The sequence below is a fragment of the Pseudomonas sp. NY15354 genome, from assembly GCF_048068075.1.
Lineage (GTDB): Bacteria > Pseudomonadota > Gammaproteobacteria > Pseudomonadales > Pseudomonadaceae > Aquipseudomonas > Aquipseudomonas guariconensis_C.
Map to the genome: position 1 here is coordinate 95828 of NZ_JBLUPV010000015.1, position 17770 is coordinate 113597.

16 protein-coding genes are annotated in these 17770 nt (G+C 62.0%); 10 read left to right on the forward strand and 6 right to left on the reverse strand.

Features of this window, described 5'->3' with window-relative positions; all coding sequences use genetic code 11:
* Position 1 precedes the first annotated feature (1 nt).
* The 4 genes from ACNFCH_RS15970 to ACNFCH_RS15985 all read right to left on the reverse strand — a co-directional run bounded on the left by ACNFCH_RS15970 (position 2) and on the right by ACNFCH_RS15985 (position 9172).
* On the reverse strand, positions 2–2704 hold the full coding sequence (locus ACNFCH_RS15970) for a virulence factor SrfC family protein (RefSeq protein WP_416743098.1): 2703 nt from the start codon (positions 2702–2704) through the stop codon (positions 2–4).
* Complete coding sequence (locus ACNFCH_RS15975) at positions 2701–5781, reverse strand: virulence factor SrfB (RefSeq protein WP_337157601.1); 3081 nt, start codon at positions 5779–5781, stop codon at positions 2701–2703. The genes ACNFCH_RS15970 and ACNFCH_RS15975 overlap by 4 nt, the downstream gene beginning before the upstream one ends.
* Positions 5782–5798: 17 nt before the next feature.
* Entirely contained in the window at positions 5799–7229 is a 1431-nt protein-coding gene (locus ACNFCH_RS15980; protein WP_416743099.1) for an SrfA family protein, read from the reverse strand.
* A gap of 209 nt (positions 7230–7438) precedes the next feature.
* Positions 7439–9172: a dipeptidase gene (locus ACNFCH_RS15985; protein WP_416743100.1), complete on the reverse strand. Its 1734-nt coding sequence runs from the start codon at positions 9170–9172 to the stop codon at positions 7439–7441.
* A 280-nt stretch (positions 9173–9452) separates the two neighbouring features.
* Here ACNFCH_RS15985 and ACNFCH_RS15990 point away from each other — a divergent pair, with 280 nt between their 5' ends.
* The 3 genes from ACNFCH_RS15990 to ACNFCH_RS16000 all read left to right on the forward strand — a co-directional run bounded on the left by ACNFCH_RS15990 (position 9453) and on the right by ACNFCH_RS16000 (position 12632).
* The gene (locus ACNFCH_RS15990) at positions 9453–10592 is read left to right on the forward strand and encodes a hypothetical protein (RefSeq protein WP_416743101.1); all 1140 of its coding nucleotides are present in this window, start codon (positions 9453–9455) and stop codon (positions 10590–10592) included.
* Between the two features lie 55 nt (positions 10593–10647).
* Positions 10648–11073 carry a lysozyme inhibitor LprI family protein gene (locus ACNFCH_RS15995; protein ID WP_070090840.1) on the forward strand — a complete coding sequence of 142 codons (426 nt, stop codon included), beginning with the start codon at positions 10648–10650 and terminating at the stop codon, positions 11071–11073.
* Between the two features lie 332 nt (positions 11074–11405).
* Positions 11406–12632 (forward strand): tyrosine-type recombinase/integrase, encoded by a 1227-nt coding sequence (locus ACNFCH_RS16000; protein WP_416743102.1) that lies wholly within the window; start codon positions 11406–11408, stop codon positions 12630–12632.
* Here the strand turns inward: ACNFCH_RS16000 and ACNFCH_RS16005 are convergent.
* Entirely contained in the window at positions 12617–13168 is a 552-nt protein-coding gene (locus ACNFCH_RS16005; RefSeq protein WP_416743103.1) for a hypothetical protein, read from the reverse strand. The two genes, ACNFCH_RS16000 and ACNFCH_RS16005, sit on opposite strands and share 16 nt — an antisense overlap.
* Before the next feature lie 211 nt (positions 13169–13379).
* Between ACNFCH_RS16005 and ACNFCH_RS16010 the strand changes: the two genes are divergently transcribed.
* The 5 genes from ACNFCH_RS16010 to ACNFCH_RS16030 all read left to right on the forward strand — a co-directional run bounded on the left by ACNFCH_RS16010 (position 13380) and on the right by ACNFCH_RS16030 (position 15120).
* On the forward strand, positions 13380–13553 hold the full coding sequence (locus ACNFCH_RS16010) for a helix-turn-helix domain-containing protein (protein WP_416743111.1): 174 nt from the start codon (positions 13380–13382) through the stop codon (positions 13551–13553).
* Entirely contained in the window at positions 13517–13996 is a 480-nt protein-coding gene (locus ACNFCH_RS16015) for a hypothetical protein (RefSeq protein ID WP_416743104.1), read from the forward strand. Before ACNFCH_RS16010 ends, ACNFCH_RS16015 begins: the two co-directional genes overlap by 37 nt.
* Positions 13993–14247 carry a hypothetical protein gene (locus tag ACNFCH_RS16020; protein WP_416743105.1) on the forward strand — a complete coding sequence of 85 codons (255 nt, stop codon included), beginning with the start codon at positions 13993–13995 and terminating at the stop codon, positions 14245–14247. The genes ACNFCH_RS16015 and ACNFCH_RS16020 overlap by 4 nt, the downstream gene beginning before the upstream one ends.
* Complete coding sequence (locus ACNFCH_RS16025; protein ID WP_416743106.1) at positions 14247–14651, forward strand: hypothetical protein; 405 nt, start codon at positions 14247–14249, stop codon at positions 14649–14651. Before ACNFCH_RS16020 ends, ACNFCH_RS16025 begins: the two co-directional genes overlap by 1 nt.
* 325 nt (positions 14652–14976) lie before the next feature.
* On the forward strand, positions 14977–15120 hold the full coding sequence (locus ACNFCH_RS16030; RefSeq protein WP_416743107.1) for a hypothetical protein: 144 nt from the start codon (positions 14977–14979) through the stop codon (positions 15118–15120).
* A gap of 589 nt (positions 15121–15709) precedes the next feature.
* On the opposite strand, the gene ACNFCH_RS16035 is transcribed toward ACNFCH_RS16030, so the two are convergent.
* The gene (locus ACNFCH_RS16035; protein ID WP_416743108.1) at positions 15710–15925 is read right to left on the reverse strand and encodes a hypothetical protein; all 216 of its coding nucleotides are present in this window, start codon (positions 15923–15925) and stop codon (positions 15710–15712) included.
* Between the two features lie 223 nt (positions 15926–16148).
* On the opposite strand from ACNFCH_RS16035, the gene ACNFCH_RS16040 reads away from it, so the two are divergent.
* Positions 16149–17351 carry a phage major capsid protein gene (locus tag ACNFCH_RS16040; protein ID WP_416743109.1) on the forward strand — a complete coding sequence of 401 codons (1203 nt, stop codon included), beginning with the start codon at positions 16149–16151 and terminating at the stop codon, positions 17349–17351.
* On the forward strand, positions 17351–17770 hold a 420-nt coding region (locus ACNFCH_RS16045; RefSeq protein ID WP_416743110.1), incomplete at its 3' end, for an HK97 family phage prohead protease. The genes ACNFCH_RS16040 and ACNFCH_RS16045, both read left to right, overlap by 1 nt.

Consider the following 17770-nt stretch of genomic DNA (forward strand, 5'->3'; position numbering starts at 1 on the left):
ATCAACTCGCTTCGAAGGTGTTCAGCAGCACAGCCAGCTGGCGTCGCTGCTCGGTGGTGATTTCCGGATCGGCGCCGCTCTTGGCGTTTTCCTGGGTCAGCCAGGCCAGGCCCGACAGCCAGTCCACCTGGAAGTGCTGCTCTTGGTGCGACGGTTTTTCCGGCAGGATCGGCAGCTCGCCGACAGCGACCTTTTGATAGAAGTCGAACAGCGGGCCTTTGTTGCCCGCCAGGCGAGGCGGGCGCTGGTCGACCGGCTTGGTCAGCAGGCCGAACCAGGACAGGAAGTCACGCATCACCAGTTGCACCGCCATGACCTGGCGCTGCACCAACTGGTCGCGACGGGCGCCGCCGAGGATGCGCCGGGTCACTGCTTCGTCCAACTGCTCAAGCAGGGCCGGGCGGCGTACCGCGCTGACCAGTTCCTCGGTCAGGGCGTCCATCAGTTCACGGCTCATGCGCAGGCTGAGCAGGCGCTGCGGCTGGGTGCCGAGGTCGCGCATGTGCTTGATCCACGCTTTCAGCGCGGCCCGAGCGAAGCGCTGCTCGGAGGTCAGGCGCTTGGCCACGGGCTTGGCGGCCGACGCCGCGGACGGTGTCGGGGTGTTGTCGAACAGGTTGCCAAAGTCGATCGCCGGGGCCTTGTTGGCTGGCGCCTTGAACGCCGACTCGGCTTCGCCAGGCGCTTCGTCGTCGCCGTCGATGTCATAGACACCGCCCAGGTACAGCTCGCGCAACTGCTCGGTCGGCAGTTGCAGGGTGTGGATCAGCTCGCTGATGACGTCAGGGTCGGCGCCCAGGGTTCTGAGCAGGTATTTGACCTTTTCCCGCTTGCGCTCCAACAGCGACTCGAAGTCTTCCTCGCGCCAGGTGTAGAGGCCATGTTCGAGCAGGTCGGTGCGGCATTCCTGAAGCTGTTCCTCGATGCGCGAGAGCTTGAAGTCGACGTTCTCGAAGGCTTTCAGGCTGGCGCAGAAGCGGGTGATGCCGCCATCGTTGAACGCCAGCATCGCTTCCCAGGCCGCCTTGGGTTCGCTCAGGTGGCGGATGGCGGTAGGGCAGAGTTCGAACTTGCCTTGCAGACGCCGCATGTGATCGGCGTGCCGGGGCGCCAGCTCCAGTTCCTCGCTGCTGTCGTTACGCACGAGGAAGGACGACTCCAGGCGCGGTTTGCGCACCAGGTAGGTGTTGTTGAACGGCGTACCGGACCATTCCTTCATCCATTCCAGGTTGCCGAAGCGCTCCAGCATCGCCTGGAAGAACATGTTCTCGCAGACGGTGGCCAGGCCGCCGTCATCCTGGCTGAGGGTGCTGTCGATCCACATGTCCATCATGGTCAAGGCCCAGATCAGGCCCGGCGCGCGGTTCTTCCGCGCTGCCGGGGTCGCGCCCTGGGTGTTGTGGATCCAGCGGGTCAGTACCGGAGCGATGGTGACCACATCGACCTGTTTGTTGGCGTTGGTGCACAGGACCAGCCCGTGCATTTCCTGGGCCTCGCTGTAGCGCTCGAACAGGTAGGCGACCTTGCCGCGCAGCAGCATGCTCCAGATCGGGTTGACCTCGTCGGCAGGCTCCACGCCCGCCAGCTCGTTGATGTCGAGCAGCTGATAGCGGGTCCGGTAGCCGGGGAAGTCGATCAGGTCCACCTGCTCGAGCACGGCGTTACTGGGCTGATGGACCAGGCGGAAGGTCATTTCGACGGTCAGGGCGGTGAGTTGGGCGATGGTCACGCCAACAGCGCCGCGCAGCGTCCCGGCACATTCCGGCAGCACACTCACCGGCTGGTCGAGGCGGGTGTCCAGACGCTTGAGCATGTCCACCGACATGAGGTTGACGGTGCGCACGTAGTCACCGTCCTTTTCCTCCGCCAGGACGCCCAGTGGGGCGAAGACTTTTTCCGGGAACCCGAGTTTCTGCAGGGCGCCGGCGAGCAGGATGTACAAATCGGTGAGCGGCTTCTGCCCGCCCCAGAGGATCGAGAACAGGCGAGCGCGCTGTGGGATCGACAGGTGCGGTGCCAGCTCGATCGCGCGCGGCCAGTAGGTGCCTTCCAGGCAGCGCACGGATTTTTCGTAGTTCTTTGCCAGGTAATCCCAGAGCCGGACCACGTCGTCGCCATCCACGCCAGGGTGGCGGTTATCGACGGTCTGGCCTTCGAACTCACGAAGCACTGCCTCGATGGTCTTGTCGGTGATTTCGTTGTTGAGCCGCTCCTGGTCGAAGTCCTCGAACCAGCTGTTGCTCAGCATCATCGCCAACTCGACTTCGCAGAACAGCTTCAGCTCCACCGGATAGTTCGGGTCTGGGCTGGGTTTGGCGCGGCGGCTGAAGCGGGTGATCACCCCCGTGGCCTCCTTGCCCAGGCCAGGCGGGTTCACATGGCGGATGAAATCGAGGGTGTGCGGGCCGAAATCGCTCAGCAGTTTGCCATCGGTGGCGGCGGCCAGGGACGAGATCAGGTAAGACTTGCCCGCCTGGGAGCCGCCGAAGAAGCCGACGCCCATGGGCGTGGACGCGGCGTATTGCAGGCTCTTGGCTCGGTTGCGCGCACGGCGCAGGCGCAAGCTCAGGCCATCGGCCTCGGCCTCGACGCTGGCGGCGTTGCCGCGCACCTGCTCGATCCAATCCAGTGCCTCGCCGGCGCCCTTGTGAATGGCGCCCCAGGCATTCATCAACTGCTGTTGCTTTGGCGTAAGGTCGCTCATTTTCCTTTGACATTCCCGCTGTCGAGCCAATAGTCGCTGTCACTCAAGCTCGTGGTTGGCATGGTGTTGAGTGAGAGCTCCAGATCCCGGTCGTAATCGAAGTCGGCATCCTGGATGTTCGATTGCAAGTCGCAGATCACCAGCTTGTCGCTGACCAGACCCTGCTCGAGCAGCAGGTCCGAAGGCTCCTCGACGGCCAGGCGGATGCGCAGCACCGGGGCTTCGCCGCCCTTGCCCAGCGCGCGCGAGAAAGCAGCGCTGCCGCGCGGGGTGAAGCGCAGGGTGTAGAGCGGCGAGGCTGACCAGCGCTCGGCGGCCAGCTGGCGATAGCCCAAGTGCATGTCGCCGCGCATTTCCAGCCAGGGCGTGCCGCGCTGTTCGCCTTCGCCGACGATGGGCAGCTCGATGCGCCCTTTGGCCGACTTGAGGTCGTGATACAGCACATCGCCGTGCTTGATGGTGTTGGCGTTATCGATCTGGCCGAAGTGCTTGATGATCGAGTAAGGCTTGAGCTCGGCGGTGCGGAAATAGAAGTTCGGCACGCTGTGCTTGGAGCACAGCAGGCAGATCATCGCGCCCACCGAGGCGGTGCTCTTCGGGTCGTCGATCAGGCCGTTGCGGTGGAACGGGTACCAGCCGCCGGTGCGGTAGTTCTGCAGCGGCAGGATGCGCCCCGGTGGCAGTGGCAGGCACCGACGGATGAACGCCTGGATGCCTGGCAAGCGCGACGGCCGGCCGGTGAGCAGCAGCATGTCGCACGGGTAGTGGGCAACCACTTCACACAGCTCGACCAGGACTCGGGTGATATTGATCTGGCCGCCGATGAAGGCCGCGTGCACCTGTTCCAGGTCGAAGGTGAGGGGCGTGCCCAGCAGGTCAAGTGTGCCTTCGCGACCCACTTCGCGGCGCACCGCGGCATTGACGAACTCCACCACGCTGTCGTTGACCGCGTCGCTTCCCAGCACCTGTTGCCAGGTCTGCTCGATCGTCGCCTGCGGCTGCGCCGGGTCGTAGTGTTCGTAGGCCTTGAGCAGGGCCAGGCCCAGGGGTACGAACACTTGCAGGTTGAGCTGCTGGCGCAGGATGCGTTCCTGGGCAGTGGCATCGCCGTTGCCGCACAGGCGCGACATCAGCTCGTCAGGGGCTTGTACCCCGGCGTTGTGCAAGGCCTTGCGGAACGACGGCAGGATGAACTCCTGGATGACGTCCAGCAGGATGTCGTCGCCGGCGACCTTGAAACCGTCGCGAAAGCGCTGGCTAGGGATGATGTGCACGTTGGCGCCGGTGCCACCGTTGTTGCCGCGGTCCAGGCGATAGTCGGTGATCACAAGGTCCGTGGTGCCACCGCCGATGTCGATGGTCGCCAGGGTGATCTGCTCGGCTTCCTGTTTGTCCGGGCGGGCCAAGGCTGCGAAGAACTCTTCGGGATGTCCGGCGAAGTTCTCGCTGACCTCGTTGTACAGGTACACCAGCTGGCCGCAGCTGGCTTCGTCCCACTCCACGCGGATGCTCGGCAATGGCGTGCGCGGCACCACGCTCTTGTCCTTGAACGGGTTGCTCTCGCCGACGTGCCAGCCCAGGCTCTTCCACACCAGGCCCACGGCCTCGTACAGGCGGTTGCTGAGAATGCTGCGCTCGGCCTGTGGCATGCCTGGCGGCACGGTGAGCGTGATGCTGTTGAGCTGGCGCGGCACGCGGGCATGGCCCTGGCGCGAGCGCTGGGCCGGGCTGTTGATCTGCGACAGGGCCTGGGTGACCACCTCGGCGAGCATGAAGGTCATCAGGTTGCTGCGCGAATAGCGCGGTGTGAACACCGGCATGTCGTTCTTGGGCGGCAGGTACAGGGCCTGGCCCAGGTCGTTGATCAGGTGGGCGAAAGGCGCTGCGGTGGCCAGCGGCTCCTTGTCGGTCTTGACGTAGGAGGTGTTGAAGCGCCAGCCGTGGCCGTAGGCCTTCTCATCCCACAGGTAGCGTTTGGGGCTGGACAGGCCGGTGGAGCCCTCCGTGCCGCGACGGCGGCTGGCCAGACGGCCGGCTTCGCCACCGACCCGGGCGATGGTGGCCCACTGGAAGGCGTTGTGACGACCGCTCTTGACCGAGTAGTGGTCCTTGCCGAAATAGGCCTGGGTGAACTCGACACGGCTCTCGAAGGCCTGGTTGTAGACCTTCTCCGGCTCGCTCAGGTCGCGCAGTTCGAGCACGTAGTTGTGCTTCATGCCAGAGCCGGACTGGCCGTGATCTTCGATGATGATGCCGCAGGTGCGCGAATTGCCCACATCCAACACCAGGTCCACCGGAATCGGCTTGACCACGCCTTGGGTCTCGTTGGCGATCACCTTGATTTCCGGGATCTCGACCTTGGGCTTTTCGGTGCTCTGTTCGGCAGGCGTCGGTCGGCGCAGCAGGCTCAGCACGTTCAGGTAGTGGGCCAGGTGGCGGTTGCCCTGCAGGTCACGGTCCAGGCGCTCGCGGGTCCAGTCGGCGCGGGCCTCGCCATAGAGCTCGGCGAGCCATTCGCGGATCCAGCCGTGCGTCAGGAACCAGCCGTATTCACGGGCGCTGCAGGCCAATTTGAAGGCCACGCCGGCGCGCACGTCTTCTTCGTTGGGTGCCAGGTAGGCCGCGCCGTTGATGGTCGGCATGATGCGGCTGTCGAAGGCCAGGGTCAGGCGATGGGTGTTGCCGTCGACGTCGGGCTCGGCCAGCTTGACCAGGCGCATGCGCGCCCAGTTGTTGGGGCCTTCGTCGAAGCGATAGGGCGGCATGAAGCGCAGGAACGGGATCGGCAGCCAGGTGCCATTGAACAGCTTCAGGCTTTCTTCCATGGGTACGCGGAAATGGTTGTCCTCGGTGGTGTCGAACTCCACCTGCACCACTTTGTCTGGCTCGGGCTCGTAGAAGTCCTTGTACTCCTTGGACCACAGCAGCCGCGTGGGGACCATGCCGTTGTTCAGTTGCACGAACTTGCCGGCTTGCTCGCCATCCGGGCCGAGACGCAGGGCGAAATCCATGAATTGAATGCCGGTATCGCTGACCAGCGTGACCGTTTCTTCGAACTGGGTGATTTCGGGCAACATCTTCTGCGTTTTCCGTGTTATTGACCGGCTTGTTTCATCAGCATCGGGAAGGCTTGCGAGCCGTAGTTGCCGCTGCAGTCAGCGACGCCCTGGGCGCCCGGCTTGCAGTTCACCTGGGGAAGGTCATAGCTGCTGCCATCGGCACAGGTGGCCTGGCCTGAACTGTTGATCGACAGCAGGCCGCCGTTCATGGCGGCTTCGACAGGGGCATCGCAGCGCACGCCGTCGGAGCGGCTGACCGTGGCCTGGCCCTTGCCGTTCTGGAAGTCGTACTTCAGGCGCAGCGGCTTGCCGGTGCCCACCTCCTGGATACCGGCCCCGGCCCAGTCGCCATTGAGGAAGTCCGCTGTGCCGTTGCCAGCGTCCGGCGGAATGCTCAGCAGGTTCGGTTGGGCAGCGGCTGGCGGCGTTTCTTCGGGCAGCCCAGGCGGTGCGGGCGCCATGATGTTGCTCGCAGCCGGCTCGCTGGGCGCCGCTTGGCTCGCCTCGGGGGCGGACGCAGGAGCCTCTGCGGCAGGCGTTTCGGCATTGCTGGCGGGCGGCATGATCGCTGGCGCTTGGCCTGCGTCAGCGCTGCCCGGCGCGACGGGTACCCCGGCTACGCCGGCGCCAGCGCCGCTCGACGGCACGATGCCCCCGCTCGTGCCTGCGGTCGTGTACACCGGGTCGAGAGGTTGACCAGCGTTCAGGTGTGGCAGCCCAGGGACGTTCAGGGGTGGGATGCCCAGCGCTGGAACGCCGCAGCTACGCAGGCCGAGCAGCAGCAGGAGCAACAGCAGCAACAGCAACGGCAGCCACCACCAGCGGCGCCACCAGGATGGCCGTGCCGGTGGTACGGCCAGCGGCGGTACGGGCGCAGCCGGGGCCAGGGGAGGCGGCTCGATCGGCGGCGGTGGCACCAGCGGTTCGGCAGTCTTGGGGGTGCGGGGGTAGAGGCAGTGCAGAGGTTGGCGACCACGTTCGGCGCCAGCGTGAATGAAGCCCCAGAAGGTCAGGACCGGGCGACCATCGACCAGGTACACGAAGTTCTCGTCAGGGAAGGGGACCACGCACGTGAGCAGTTTGCCGAACACCGTGCGATCGCCCTGGGCACCGGCTTTGGCGCCGGACAGCGGTTGACCCTGGGCGTCCACGCCCAGCAACTCATTGCTCAGGTCGTTGATTCTGGCCTGGAGGATTTCCAATTGCGCGCGGGCTGGGGCGCGTTCTTCCTCGGTAGCGCTGCTCCAGGGGATGACATCCCCAGGGCGATCGCTGTACCAATCGATGGTGCTGCCCAGCTCATCGGTTTGCGGGATGGCCAGGTGCTCGACCAGGTCAGGGTGGGAGGGGTGCTTGCGGCGGATCGCTTCGCGGATCTGCAACGCGGCACGGTAGACCGGTTGGCCTGTCTCTCCCAAAGCGGTGAAATCTTCACTTTTACCGCTGCGTAGCAATACTCCGCGCATCCTTGACGACCCTACCTAGTCTTTGTTCCGAATCCATGCGGTATCCATGTCTTGATACCGAAAATCCCGGCAACACTAATGGCAAAATGATTTCGTCGTCAATTCAGGCGAATGGCTTTTTGATATTTAGGCGCCACAGCCGGTAGGGACTTTCCGGTCAGGGGCGTGCTCAGAGTGAGCGAAGGGGCCGCGATGCGGCCCCAAAAGGCTTACAATTTCGGCATCTGTCCGATCCGCGCGATCATCTCGCTGACGATCTGCAGATCCAGCATGAACTGCTCCACGGTCTTGAACTCGTTGTCGTTGTGCCCGGTGTATTTCACGTTGGGCATCGCCAGGCCGAACTGCACGCCGTTGGGCAGGTCGTGGACCGAGGTGGCGCCGGCGGAGGTGCCGAACTCGTGCGGCAGGCCCAGGTTCTGGCTGGCCACATCGAGCAGGGCCTTGACCCATTCACCCTCGGGGTTGCGGTACATCGGCTCGTCGAGGCTGTACTCGAAGGCCACCGAGGTGTGGCTGCCGCGTGCCCAGGTGCCCAGCTTGTCGGCCAGCTCATCCTTGAGGGTGGCCAGCGGCTTGCCTTTGGGGATGCGCAGGTTCACCGCGAGCTTGAGGGCTTTCTGGTCGAGCCCGACGTAGGTCAGCGAGGCGGTCAGCGGGCCCATGAACGTGTCTTCGAAGTTCACGCCCAGCTGTTTGCCCAGGTAGTCCAGCCCCCAGTTGTCCGCCGCATAGCGCGCCGCATCGGTGATGTGGTTTTGCTTGAGGGGCACCTGGTTGCCCAGGCCATTGAGGAAGACGAGCATCCGCGAAACCGGGTTGACGCCCGATTCAGGCTCCGAAGAGTGGGCCGAGACACCGGTCACCGTGAGGATCACTTCCTTGCCGGCCACCTTGGCGTCGATGGTGAAGTCGCCACCATTGCGCTTGACGTACTCGGCGCCTGCTTTGTTCAGGGCATCGGCCAGGGCGGCGGGGTTGTCGCCCAGCAGGGTCGCTACCGAGGTGGTGGGGATCTGGTTGGTGGCCAGGCCGCCGGTGAGCGTGGTGACTTCCGCACCTGTGCCGGTGGCCGGGCGACGGTGGAAGCTGGCCATGACGGTGCCGTAGCCTTTTTCGGCGATCACCACCGGGTAGCCGCCATCGAGCGCCAGGTTGTAGTTGGGCACGGGGTTGCGGGCGAAGTAGTAGGGGATGGCGTCACCGGTTGTTTCTTCGGTGGTGTCCACCAGCAGCTTGAACTGGCGGGCCAGCGGCAGTTTTTCATCCTTGGCGACTTTGAGCGCGTACAGCGCCACGACGATGCCGTTCTTGTCGTCCTCGGTGCCACGCCCGTACATGCGGTCTCCTACCAGGGTGACCTTGAACGGATCCAGGCGCGTGCCGTCGTCGAGTTTCCAGTTGTCTGGGTTCACCGGCACGACATCGGCGTGGGCGTGGATACCGACGACTTCCTTGTCGTTTTCGCCCAGGGAGATTTCATAGACCCGATTGTCGATGTTCCGGAAGCGCAGGCCGAAACCCTCGGCCAGGGCTTTGATCTTGTCGGCGATCTTCAGGAACTGTGGGTTCTCATGCTGCGGAACACCCTCGACCTGGAAGGTCGGAATGGCCACCAGCTCGCGCAGGGTTTCGGTGGCTGCCTTGCCGTACTTGATGCGGGTGTACAGGCCGAGCAGGCGGTTGATCTCATTCTGCTGTTCGGCGTTCAGGGGCTTGTCGGCCAGAAAAACCTTCAACGTGGCGCTCAGGTCATCGGCCTTGGCCAGGTCGCTGCCGGCCAGCTTGCCGAGAAAATGACGGAAATCAGCCGGATCGCTGCCGTTGTAGGTCTTGAGGATCGCGGCCGATTGCTGTGGCGTGAGGTTGGCCTGGGCCTGGTTGGCGAACAGCCCGAGGCTGGCCAGCAGTAGGGTGGCGGTCGTGAGTTTTTTCAGAGTCATGAGTCAGCGCAGTCCTTCGCGGATCGTTGATAGATGGCCCCGTTTTGTAAGAACGGGATGACACTCAAGCTAACACCAATGGCCGGGCTGTAGGGAGAGGCACAATGGCACTACCGTGCACGTTCAATCCCAGAAAGAAAAGCACACCTTGGGCAGTCCCCTGCGCGATGAGGCTGTGCTTTAATCGCCGGTGATGGCATTTTGCTATGCGGCACGGTTGAGCATTCCCCGTTCGAGAATGGATGCACGGCGTATTAAGGCTTGATAGGAGATCTTCGGGATGTTCGTTCGTTTTGCTGCGGGGTTGCTGTTGGCTGCCTTGTCGGGTCACTCGATGGCGGCAAGTTTCGATTGCACCAAGGCCAGCAACTTTGCCGAAAAGCAGATATGCCGCGACGGCTATCTTTCGACAGTCGATGGCGTGTTGGCCAGAACCTACAAAGAGGCCATGGCGGCGACGGATCAGCCGGAGGCGTTGCGCCAATCCCAGCGCGAGTGGTTGACGATTCGCAATCAATGCACCACGCAGAAGTGCCTGGACAAGGCGCTCGGTGGTCGTATCCAGTCACTCGAAGCATTCATTTCGGCAGAAAAGAAAAAGGCCTACGAGCGGGCGCACGAGCAACGGATCGCTGAACTGCGCGCGCAAGAGGCAGAGCGCACTCGCCAGCAAGAGGCGGCGTTCGCCCGTCAGGAGCAGGAGCGTCAACTGCGGACACAGGCTGCGCAGCAGGCGGCACTGGCTCAGCGCCCGGCCGTTTCCACGCAGGTCGCGCCGAGCTATCCGGCCGCCACCGTCCAACCGATCCAGGGGCAGCAGAGCCCTGTGAGCCCGGCGGTGCAGGCAAACAGCGTCTGGCAGGACGTCTTCAGTGTGCTGTGGAAGCTTGCGCTGATCGTGGCCGTTATCGCGTCCTGCTGGGCGCTCTGGCTGCACCATAAAGGGCAAGCCACGATCTACAACGACTATACCGATGCCGCGATCACCAACCTGTTGCCGGTCACGGGGCTGATCATCGGCCTGCTGTGTGGTTGGCTGGGCCTGCCCCATCAGGTTTATCAAGTGGCTGTGATCACCGGGATACTGTCCGCTGTGGCGTTTGCCGTCTACGCGGCGGCCATGACCAATGACGGGGCGTTGAACATCACGCTGACCTTGATCGCCAAGTTGACCTTCGTGTCCGTCTTTTACCTGGTCATGGGCTTGTTGATTCTTTCGTTGTTCGGCGGAGCCAGGCGCAAGGGCGAATCCCGCGCGCAAGCAGAGGCACGCCAACGTCGTGAGGCCAGGCAAACCAGGGCTCAGATCGCCGCCACTTCGGCGGGCTATACGTTCTTCACCGCATGGCTGTGCCGCCGGGCTGAATTCACCTCGCTGTCCGAGTGCCTGGAGTTCAGCGCAGAACCGCAAGCGGTATGACGCCTTGCGCGGTTTCGGGCCTGATTTCATGTCGACAGAAAATGGAGTTCCATCAATGCATCGTTACGCTGGCGTCGCGCTCCTTGTGACGTTGTCATCCTGCGCGCTGGCGCAAGAGCCCTATTCGCCTGAGTACGCCGCGTGCACGTCGCGCTCTGGCGGTATTACCTCGAACCTCAGTGACTGTGGTCATGAGGAGCTGGCCAGGCAGAATGCCCGACTCGATCAGGCATACAGGATGGCAATGAGCGTTTTGCCAGCTGAGAAGAAGCAGAGCCTGCAAGCCTCGCAAGCCCTCTGGGTGAAATTCCGCGAGGCCGATTGCGGCATGTATTACTCGCTCACCGGCGGCACGATGGACATTCTGGAAGGGATGGGGTGCGAGCTGAGCATGACGGCTCAGCGGGCCCAGTCGGTGGAGTGGTTTGCCCAGAACGGCGCTGAAGACGTCGGGGAAAGTGCTGAGCAGGATGCGTGGTAAGGCCGTAACGAAAAGGCCCCGCCAGTGATCTGGTGGGGCCTTTCTTTGACTGCTTCGGGGCGCTCGGCCGGTGGTTCGGCGCTGTCGATTGCTATCAGGCGATGCCCAGCCGCCAAACAAAAAGGGCCCAGGTTTGCACCTGAGCCCTTGATTCAATATGGCGCACTCGGCGGGATTCGAACCCACGACCCCTGCCTTCGGAGGGCAAAAAGAGACCCCGTATTTATTGGGGAAGGCCCGTATTCATTGGGCTTTGTCGTATGGTTGTGTATGGATATACAGGGCGGTATAGTCCATTCTGCTGTCAGCCTGCTGTCACAGACCGGAGTGCCATGAAAGCCAAGTTTACCAGTAAATTGCTCGCCACCCTTGAGCCCAAGGAAAAAGTCTACCGGGTACACGATACTCAGCAGCCAGGCTTATGCATCCGGGTGCTGCCGTCTGGCCACATGAGCTACATGGTCAGCTGGGGACGGAACAAGACCGCGACACTGGGCCGGGTTAACGTGATCACGCTAGAGCAGGCCCGCCGGGAAGCCGCCCAGTATCTGGCGGAAGCACATGAGCACGGTGAGCCCCTGGCGATCACCCAGGCACGGCTATCCGACGCCATGCCGACCCTGGACGGCTTTCTGCGCGATCAGTTCGAGCCCTGGGCGCTGGCGCACCAGCGCGATGGCGACAACAGCGTGCGTGCTATCCGCCACAGCTTTGCCGATCTGCTGGCTCTCCCCATGGACCAGGTTACGCAGAAGCGAATCGAGCAGGTGCGCACCGGGTGGTTGGCCGCCGGGCGCTCGCCGGCCACGGCAAACCGCAACGTCACCAGGTTGAAAGGCCTGCTGAGCCGTGCTGTTGAATGGGGCATTCTCCCCGAGCACCCACTGGCGAAGGTGAAGCGGCTCAAGGTCGACGGTCGCGGTCGGGTCCGCTATCTGGACCAGATCGAGGAGCAGGCTCTGCGCAAGGCCCTGGATGATCGCGAGGAGACGATACGCGCCGAGCGCGATAGCGCGAACGCCTGGCGCACTTCTCGCAAGCGGGAGTTGTTGCCAGACCTGCGCGCCGAGAAGTTTGCCGATCACCTGAAACCGTTGGTGCTGCTTTCACTGAATACCGGCATGCGCCGTGGCGAAGTGTTCAATTTGCATTGGCGTGATGTGAACTTTCAGGGGAAGTTTCTCACGGTCGAGGGCGAAACTTCAAAGTCCGGACAGACCCGTCATATACCGCTGAACAAAGAGGCGCTCGCTGTATTGAAGGCTTGGCGCGGTGATTTGGTGCGCGTTGGTTTTGTATTTCCAGCGAAAGACGCGGGTCGGCTCGATAATGTTAAAAAGAGCTGGGATGGTGTTTTGAAGTTGGCCAAGGTTGAGAACTTCCGCTGGCACGACTTGCGTCATACCTTCGCGTCGAAGTTAGTGATGGCTGGCGTTGCCTTGAACACCGTGCGCGAACTGTTGGGGCACTCGGATATAGCCATGACCTTGCGCTATGCCCATCTTGCCCCAGACACGAAGGCAGCCGCCGTAGAGCTGATCGATCAATCCCAAGCATAGCTTTCTGGGTAGTGGCCGCTTGCTAGGGCGGCATCGATTATGTCGTTGAGGTTTGTCCAATTTCGTCTGATCTTTCCAAGATCAACACCTTCGGATTGCTCCCAAAAAATCAGACATAGATCGCTCAGAAGCTTATCATAATCGGGGCTGCCGGCATTAAATCCTACTTTGTCTTTTCCTTTGAAGTATGGTTCGCTGAAAATTAAGTCCAATAAAGCCATGTCTCGAACCGAGATTGAGCCGGGGAAAAGGATGGCGGAACGAAATAGCCTAACTGGACCGTCAACAGACCAAGCATAAGCAAGTAGCATTCCGAAGTTAGCTTCTGGATACTCTTCGGAAAATAGCCTAGGCCTTCCAAGATCAAGCATCGTAATTGATTTATTCATAAATAAATCGCGCAATGCCCGCTCAATGATCGTTGTGAGCGATCTGTCTTCGAGCTTCGAAAGCATCTCCAATCCGAATTTCAGATCGGGCGCTACTCGCAAGGAGAGCGTTTCCGCTTTGGTCCTGTTCGGCTGTGCCTTCGCCATTCGTGAATCTCCAGGTTCGAGAATCTTTCAAGCATGACACGTCGCATGATTCGTGTCGATACGTGTCGATTAGTGTGTGGCAATGTCACCACATGTCAAAAAAATGTGGACATGCAAGCGCAGGCGAGGCTATGGTGGCCTCACATGTCGATACATGGCATTACACGAAGAAAGCGGAGGACATATGGAGCAGGCATTAACCGTTCAACCCATGGCAGTAGGCCCTGAGGAGGCTGCACGACTCACCGGCCATAGCCGTAGCGCCATTTATAGCGCGATCGCAAACGGCGATTTACAGGCATTCAAGTCGGGGAAGCGGCGGCTCATCTTGGTGAAGGAGCTTGAGGCGTGGATCAACCGACTGGCAAAGGAGAACAGCAGATGAAGGCCTCGGATTGCGTTCCAGGTGAGGCCGTTGTGGCGCTAAACCTGGAGCAGCGCCAAGCCCTCGCTGATTTGATCGACGCCGAGCGGGCGCACGCCAGCCGCTGGTGGACGATGCTCAACGAGATGCGGGCGCGGGGCCAGCTACCGGCCTGGGTGTATGAGCAATATGTGGGAACCGTCGCGGATCATGACCGGTGGTTGGATGACTGCACCGAGACAAACAGCGCGCTTTTCGGGAAGCGTCGACATATCCACAGCGAGGGCGAGCCGGAAGTGGTCGAGACGTGGGTGGAGGACATTCTGTTTGAGGTAACGCGGCGTCCCACCCCGGAGGGCGGGGAAGGGAACGCCGAGTCAGTAGAGCAGTTGCAGGAGGCGGTGCGCCAACACCTCTCCGGCGATATCGCATTGGTAGGCACCAACGAGAGGAAACCATCGTGACAGATCAAGCTCCTGATGACAACGACCTGATTTGCGATATCGCCGACTACGGCATTGGGACCCTGTCCATCGTGGAAACGGGCCTCGAGAGTATCGGCGCCGCCTGCCAGATGATCATGGACAAGCACCCTTCCGACTCCTTAGCAGCCGGCCTGGCGCAGCTCGCCCTGCTGGAGGTGCAAGACATGCTCGGGTACTGCCAGCGCGGAATGGCGGCAGTGGAAGAGGCGCGCTCGGCCGCGAGGATCTGATGGCCAAGAGGAAGACCCGCCGCGACTCAGATTGGGGAGGTCGTGGCGCGTACATGATCCCCAGGCTGCTGGGCGAGCACCCCGACTTCACGACCATGACCGGCTCGGAGCTGCGCGTGTTCATGCTGTTGCTGTCGCAGTACCGCGGTAACAACAACGGCGACCTGGCCGCCACGCACTCAATGATGGAGGAGCGCGGCGGCATGGCTAAAGCAACGCTTGCGGCTTCGCTGCAAGGCCTGCAAGAGCGAAATCTGATCGTGCGCACCAGAACCAATATGAAGGGCCGAGAAGGAGCTCGATGCGCGCTGTACGCGCTCACCTGGCTTCGCATCCATGAGTGCCCTGGCCGACAGTTGGAGGTCGGGCCAACGCAGGCACCTATTCGAGCACTTGGCGCCTGAATTGGATTTTTACCGGGTTCAGATTTTGAACAGCAAGGGTTCAGAAAGTGAACCCTTATCCAGCGGACAGACAGTTCTGGAATGGATAACGGTTCAAAAAATGAACCCTTATAGGCGGTTTTTGCGGGGTTTCAGGTTCAAAAACTAGGCCCCTTTATAACTATTACCACCACAGGGATTTGAAATGAGCCGAGTTAAGACGGAACAAGCCCAGTGCCGATCGCAGGCAGATGCCGGCTGCAAGCGCGCGGGCGGCTACACGTTCCTGGTGTTCGATTGGCTTCCATGGACAAGTGCCGGCTGCTGCCGAAAGTGTGCGGTGTTCGTGAAACCGCAACTGCTCGCGGCCCAGGCCAGCACGATGGGTGGGCACCTGCAGCTGATCGTCGACAACGTGCCCAAGCAGCTGGCGCTGGATTGCTTGGTGCAGGGCGAACGGGGTGTAGCTCACGGCACGGGGTGCAACTGATGCAGGTCGGCGTGAGCTGCATGAGCCCTTGCCCGCCGGGAGCGCCCAGCGTCTGGAGGCTATGGTCGAATGGTCGTCGAGCCCTCGTCGAGGTGGGTGGGATTCCTCATCCACCGTGGCCAGCCCGCCACAGTGTGGCGTTAACGACACAATGGACAGGCGAGACAGACCGTTTGGTCCGAATCGGCTTGGGCGGTCCGAATCGGTAGCGGCGCCCGAGGGTAGAAAGAGGGTAGAAGCGCAGATTCGGGTAAACGCTCGCACCCTGCGCGGCACAAGGCCCGCAACGGGGTGCAGGAAACAACCACAGTCGAGGATGCCGAGCACACGTGTGCGGATGAGCAGTGGCCACCATTACCGAGCCATTACGCAGAGGTTCGCGAAATCACCTGTACCCATTGAACAGCCAGGGCCGCAGGGAATTACGGGACCAACCATAGGAGAGGATTCGCGCCTTACCTACGCCTTATTTGAAATCCCGCATAAACCGCCCGAGGCCGCTTACTTGCTGGCTCCGGGGCACCTTAACGAATTAGTGATAACGGAGGATTCAAAGGAGGGAGCGGTGGACCACTCCCGAGCGTCGAAGTCAGCCCTCTTCGCGTTTGCCGTGCTCGACCATGAGTTCGGAAAACTTGGTCCACGACATTTTGTATTTGCGCTGAGCGTTCTTCGGGCGCCAGTCAACTGTTCCCTGGCTGATGAGCAAGTCACCAAGCAAATCGCCGTCTTTGCGTACTTCAACCTCTACATCCTTTCTCTGCACGAGCTTCGTGTGGAGGGTCAGGTTCACTTCGTGTGCCATTTTGGACTCCTTGGGTAATAGGCCGGTCGGCATTCTATACCGGCCATCTGCCATCCCAAAACAGATGCCGTTCGTCGGATTTTTTGTTGGACAACCGTCTTCACAAACTCCACTGAACTGAACCATACAGAGCGTGTGCTCATTGCCATCTAACCATCTGTTTTGACAAGAAAAATAGCCATATGGTGGGGCCTCGAAAATCCATACACGGGGCTTTTACCTGATGAAACTCCACGAACTGCGCGAGAAGCGCACCGCTGCCGTCGAGGGCATGAGAAAGCTGGTGGACACCGCTTCTGCTGCTGGCCGTGACCTGACCACCGACGAATCCACCCAGTTTGAAACCTTCAAGACCGAAGAGCGCTCGCTGGCCGACCAGATCACTCGCCATGAACACCTTGCCGATCTGGAGAAGCGCACCGCCGCTCCCTCCGCCACCGATACCCCGGAGCACCTGGAGAAGCGCGTCAGCGTGATCCGCGTGCTGCGTACGCAGATGGAAGGCCGCCAACTGGACGGCGCCGAGCGCGAGTACACCCAGGAAACCGAGCGCCGCACCGGTCGCAAGGCCGAGGGCGCATTTGTGCCGTTCGCCGCCCTGGAGCGCCGCGCTAACACCACCGCGACCGCGCCCGAGCTGGTGGGCACCGACCACCGTGCTGACCTGTACATCGGCCCGCTGCGTGAGGCCCTGCTGGCGCGTTCGCTGGGCATCCGCACCCTGACCGGCCTGGTGGGCAATGTGAGCGTGCCGAAATTCGGCAGCGGCCTGGAAACCGGCTGGGTTACTGAGGGCCAGGCCGTGCCCGAAGGGCAAATGTCGTTCGATGGTGTGACCCTGACGCCGAAGCATGTGGGCGGCAAGACCGAAATGTCGCGCCAGCTCCTGCAGCAATCGTCGCCAGGCATCGAGCAACTGGTACGCGAAGACCTGTCGTTCCTGATCGCCCGTCAGATCGACCGCGCCATCATCAACGGCAGCGGCGCTGCTGGTGAACCGCTGGGCGTGCTGAACACCACCGGCATCCAGACTGCCGACATGCCCGCCACCTGGGCCGAGGTGCTGGCGCTGCTGGAGAAGCTGGATGACGTGAACATCACCAACGCCCGCTGGCTGACCACCGCCGCGATCCGCACCATCCTGGGCAGCACCGAGAAGGTGGCCGGGTCTGGCAGTGGCTTCCTGTACGACAACGGCACCCTGGCCAACCTGGCGCTGGCGGCATCGAAGAACGTCCCGGCTGGCAAGCTGATCCTGGGCGACTGGAGCCAGGTCATGCTCGGCGTGTGGTCCGAGGTGGACATTCTGGTGAACCCATACGCCGAACCGGCCTACAGCCGTGGCGGGGTGCAGGTCCGTGCGATGGCCACCGTCGATACCGCTGTACGCCATCCCGAAGGCTTCGTCGTAGCGAGCGCACCGTAATGGAACGCCGAGCAGCCGCAAGCCTGGAGCGGAAGGGCCGGACGCTGTTCGGCTATGCCGCCCGTTTCGGTGATGCAACCCCCATTGGGGGCTTTACCGAAATCATCCTTCCGGGGGCTTTCAAGCGCTCCCTTGCAGGTCCAGCCGCCGCCAGCATCCGTGCCGTTTACGAGCACGACGATGCAGCCCTATTGGGCCGTGTCGGAGCTGGCACCCTGCGCCTTTCCGAGGATGACGTGGGCCTGGCCTTCGAGCTGGACCTACCCGACACCAGCCTGGGCCGCGACCTTTCCGAGCTGGTGAAGCGTGGCGACGTGGCCGGGTGCTCATTCGGCTTCGTGCCGGTGAAGGAGGACTGGCAAGGCGAGTTGCGCAGCCTGCGGGACGTGGACCTGCACGAAATCACCATCACGGCGAAT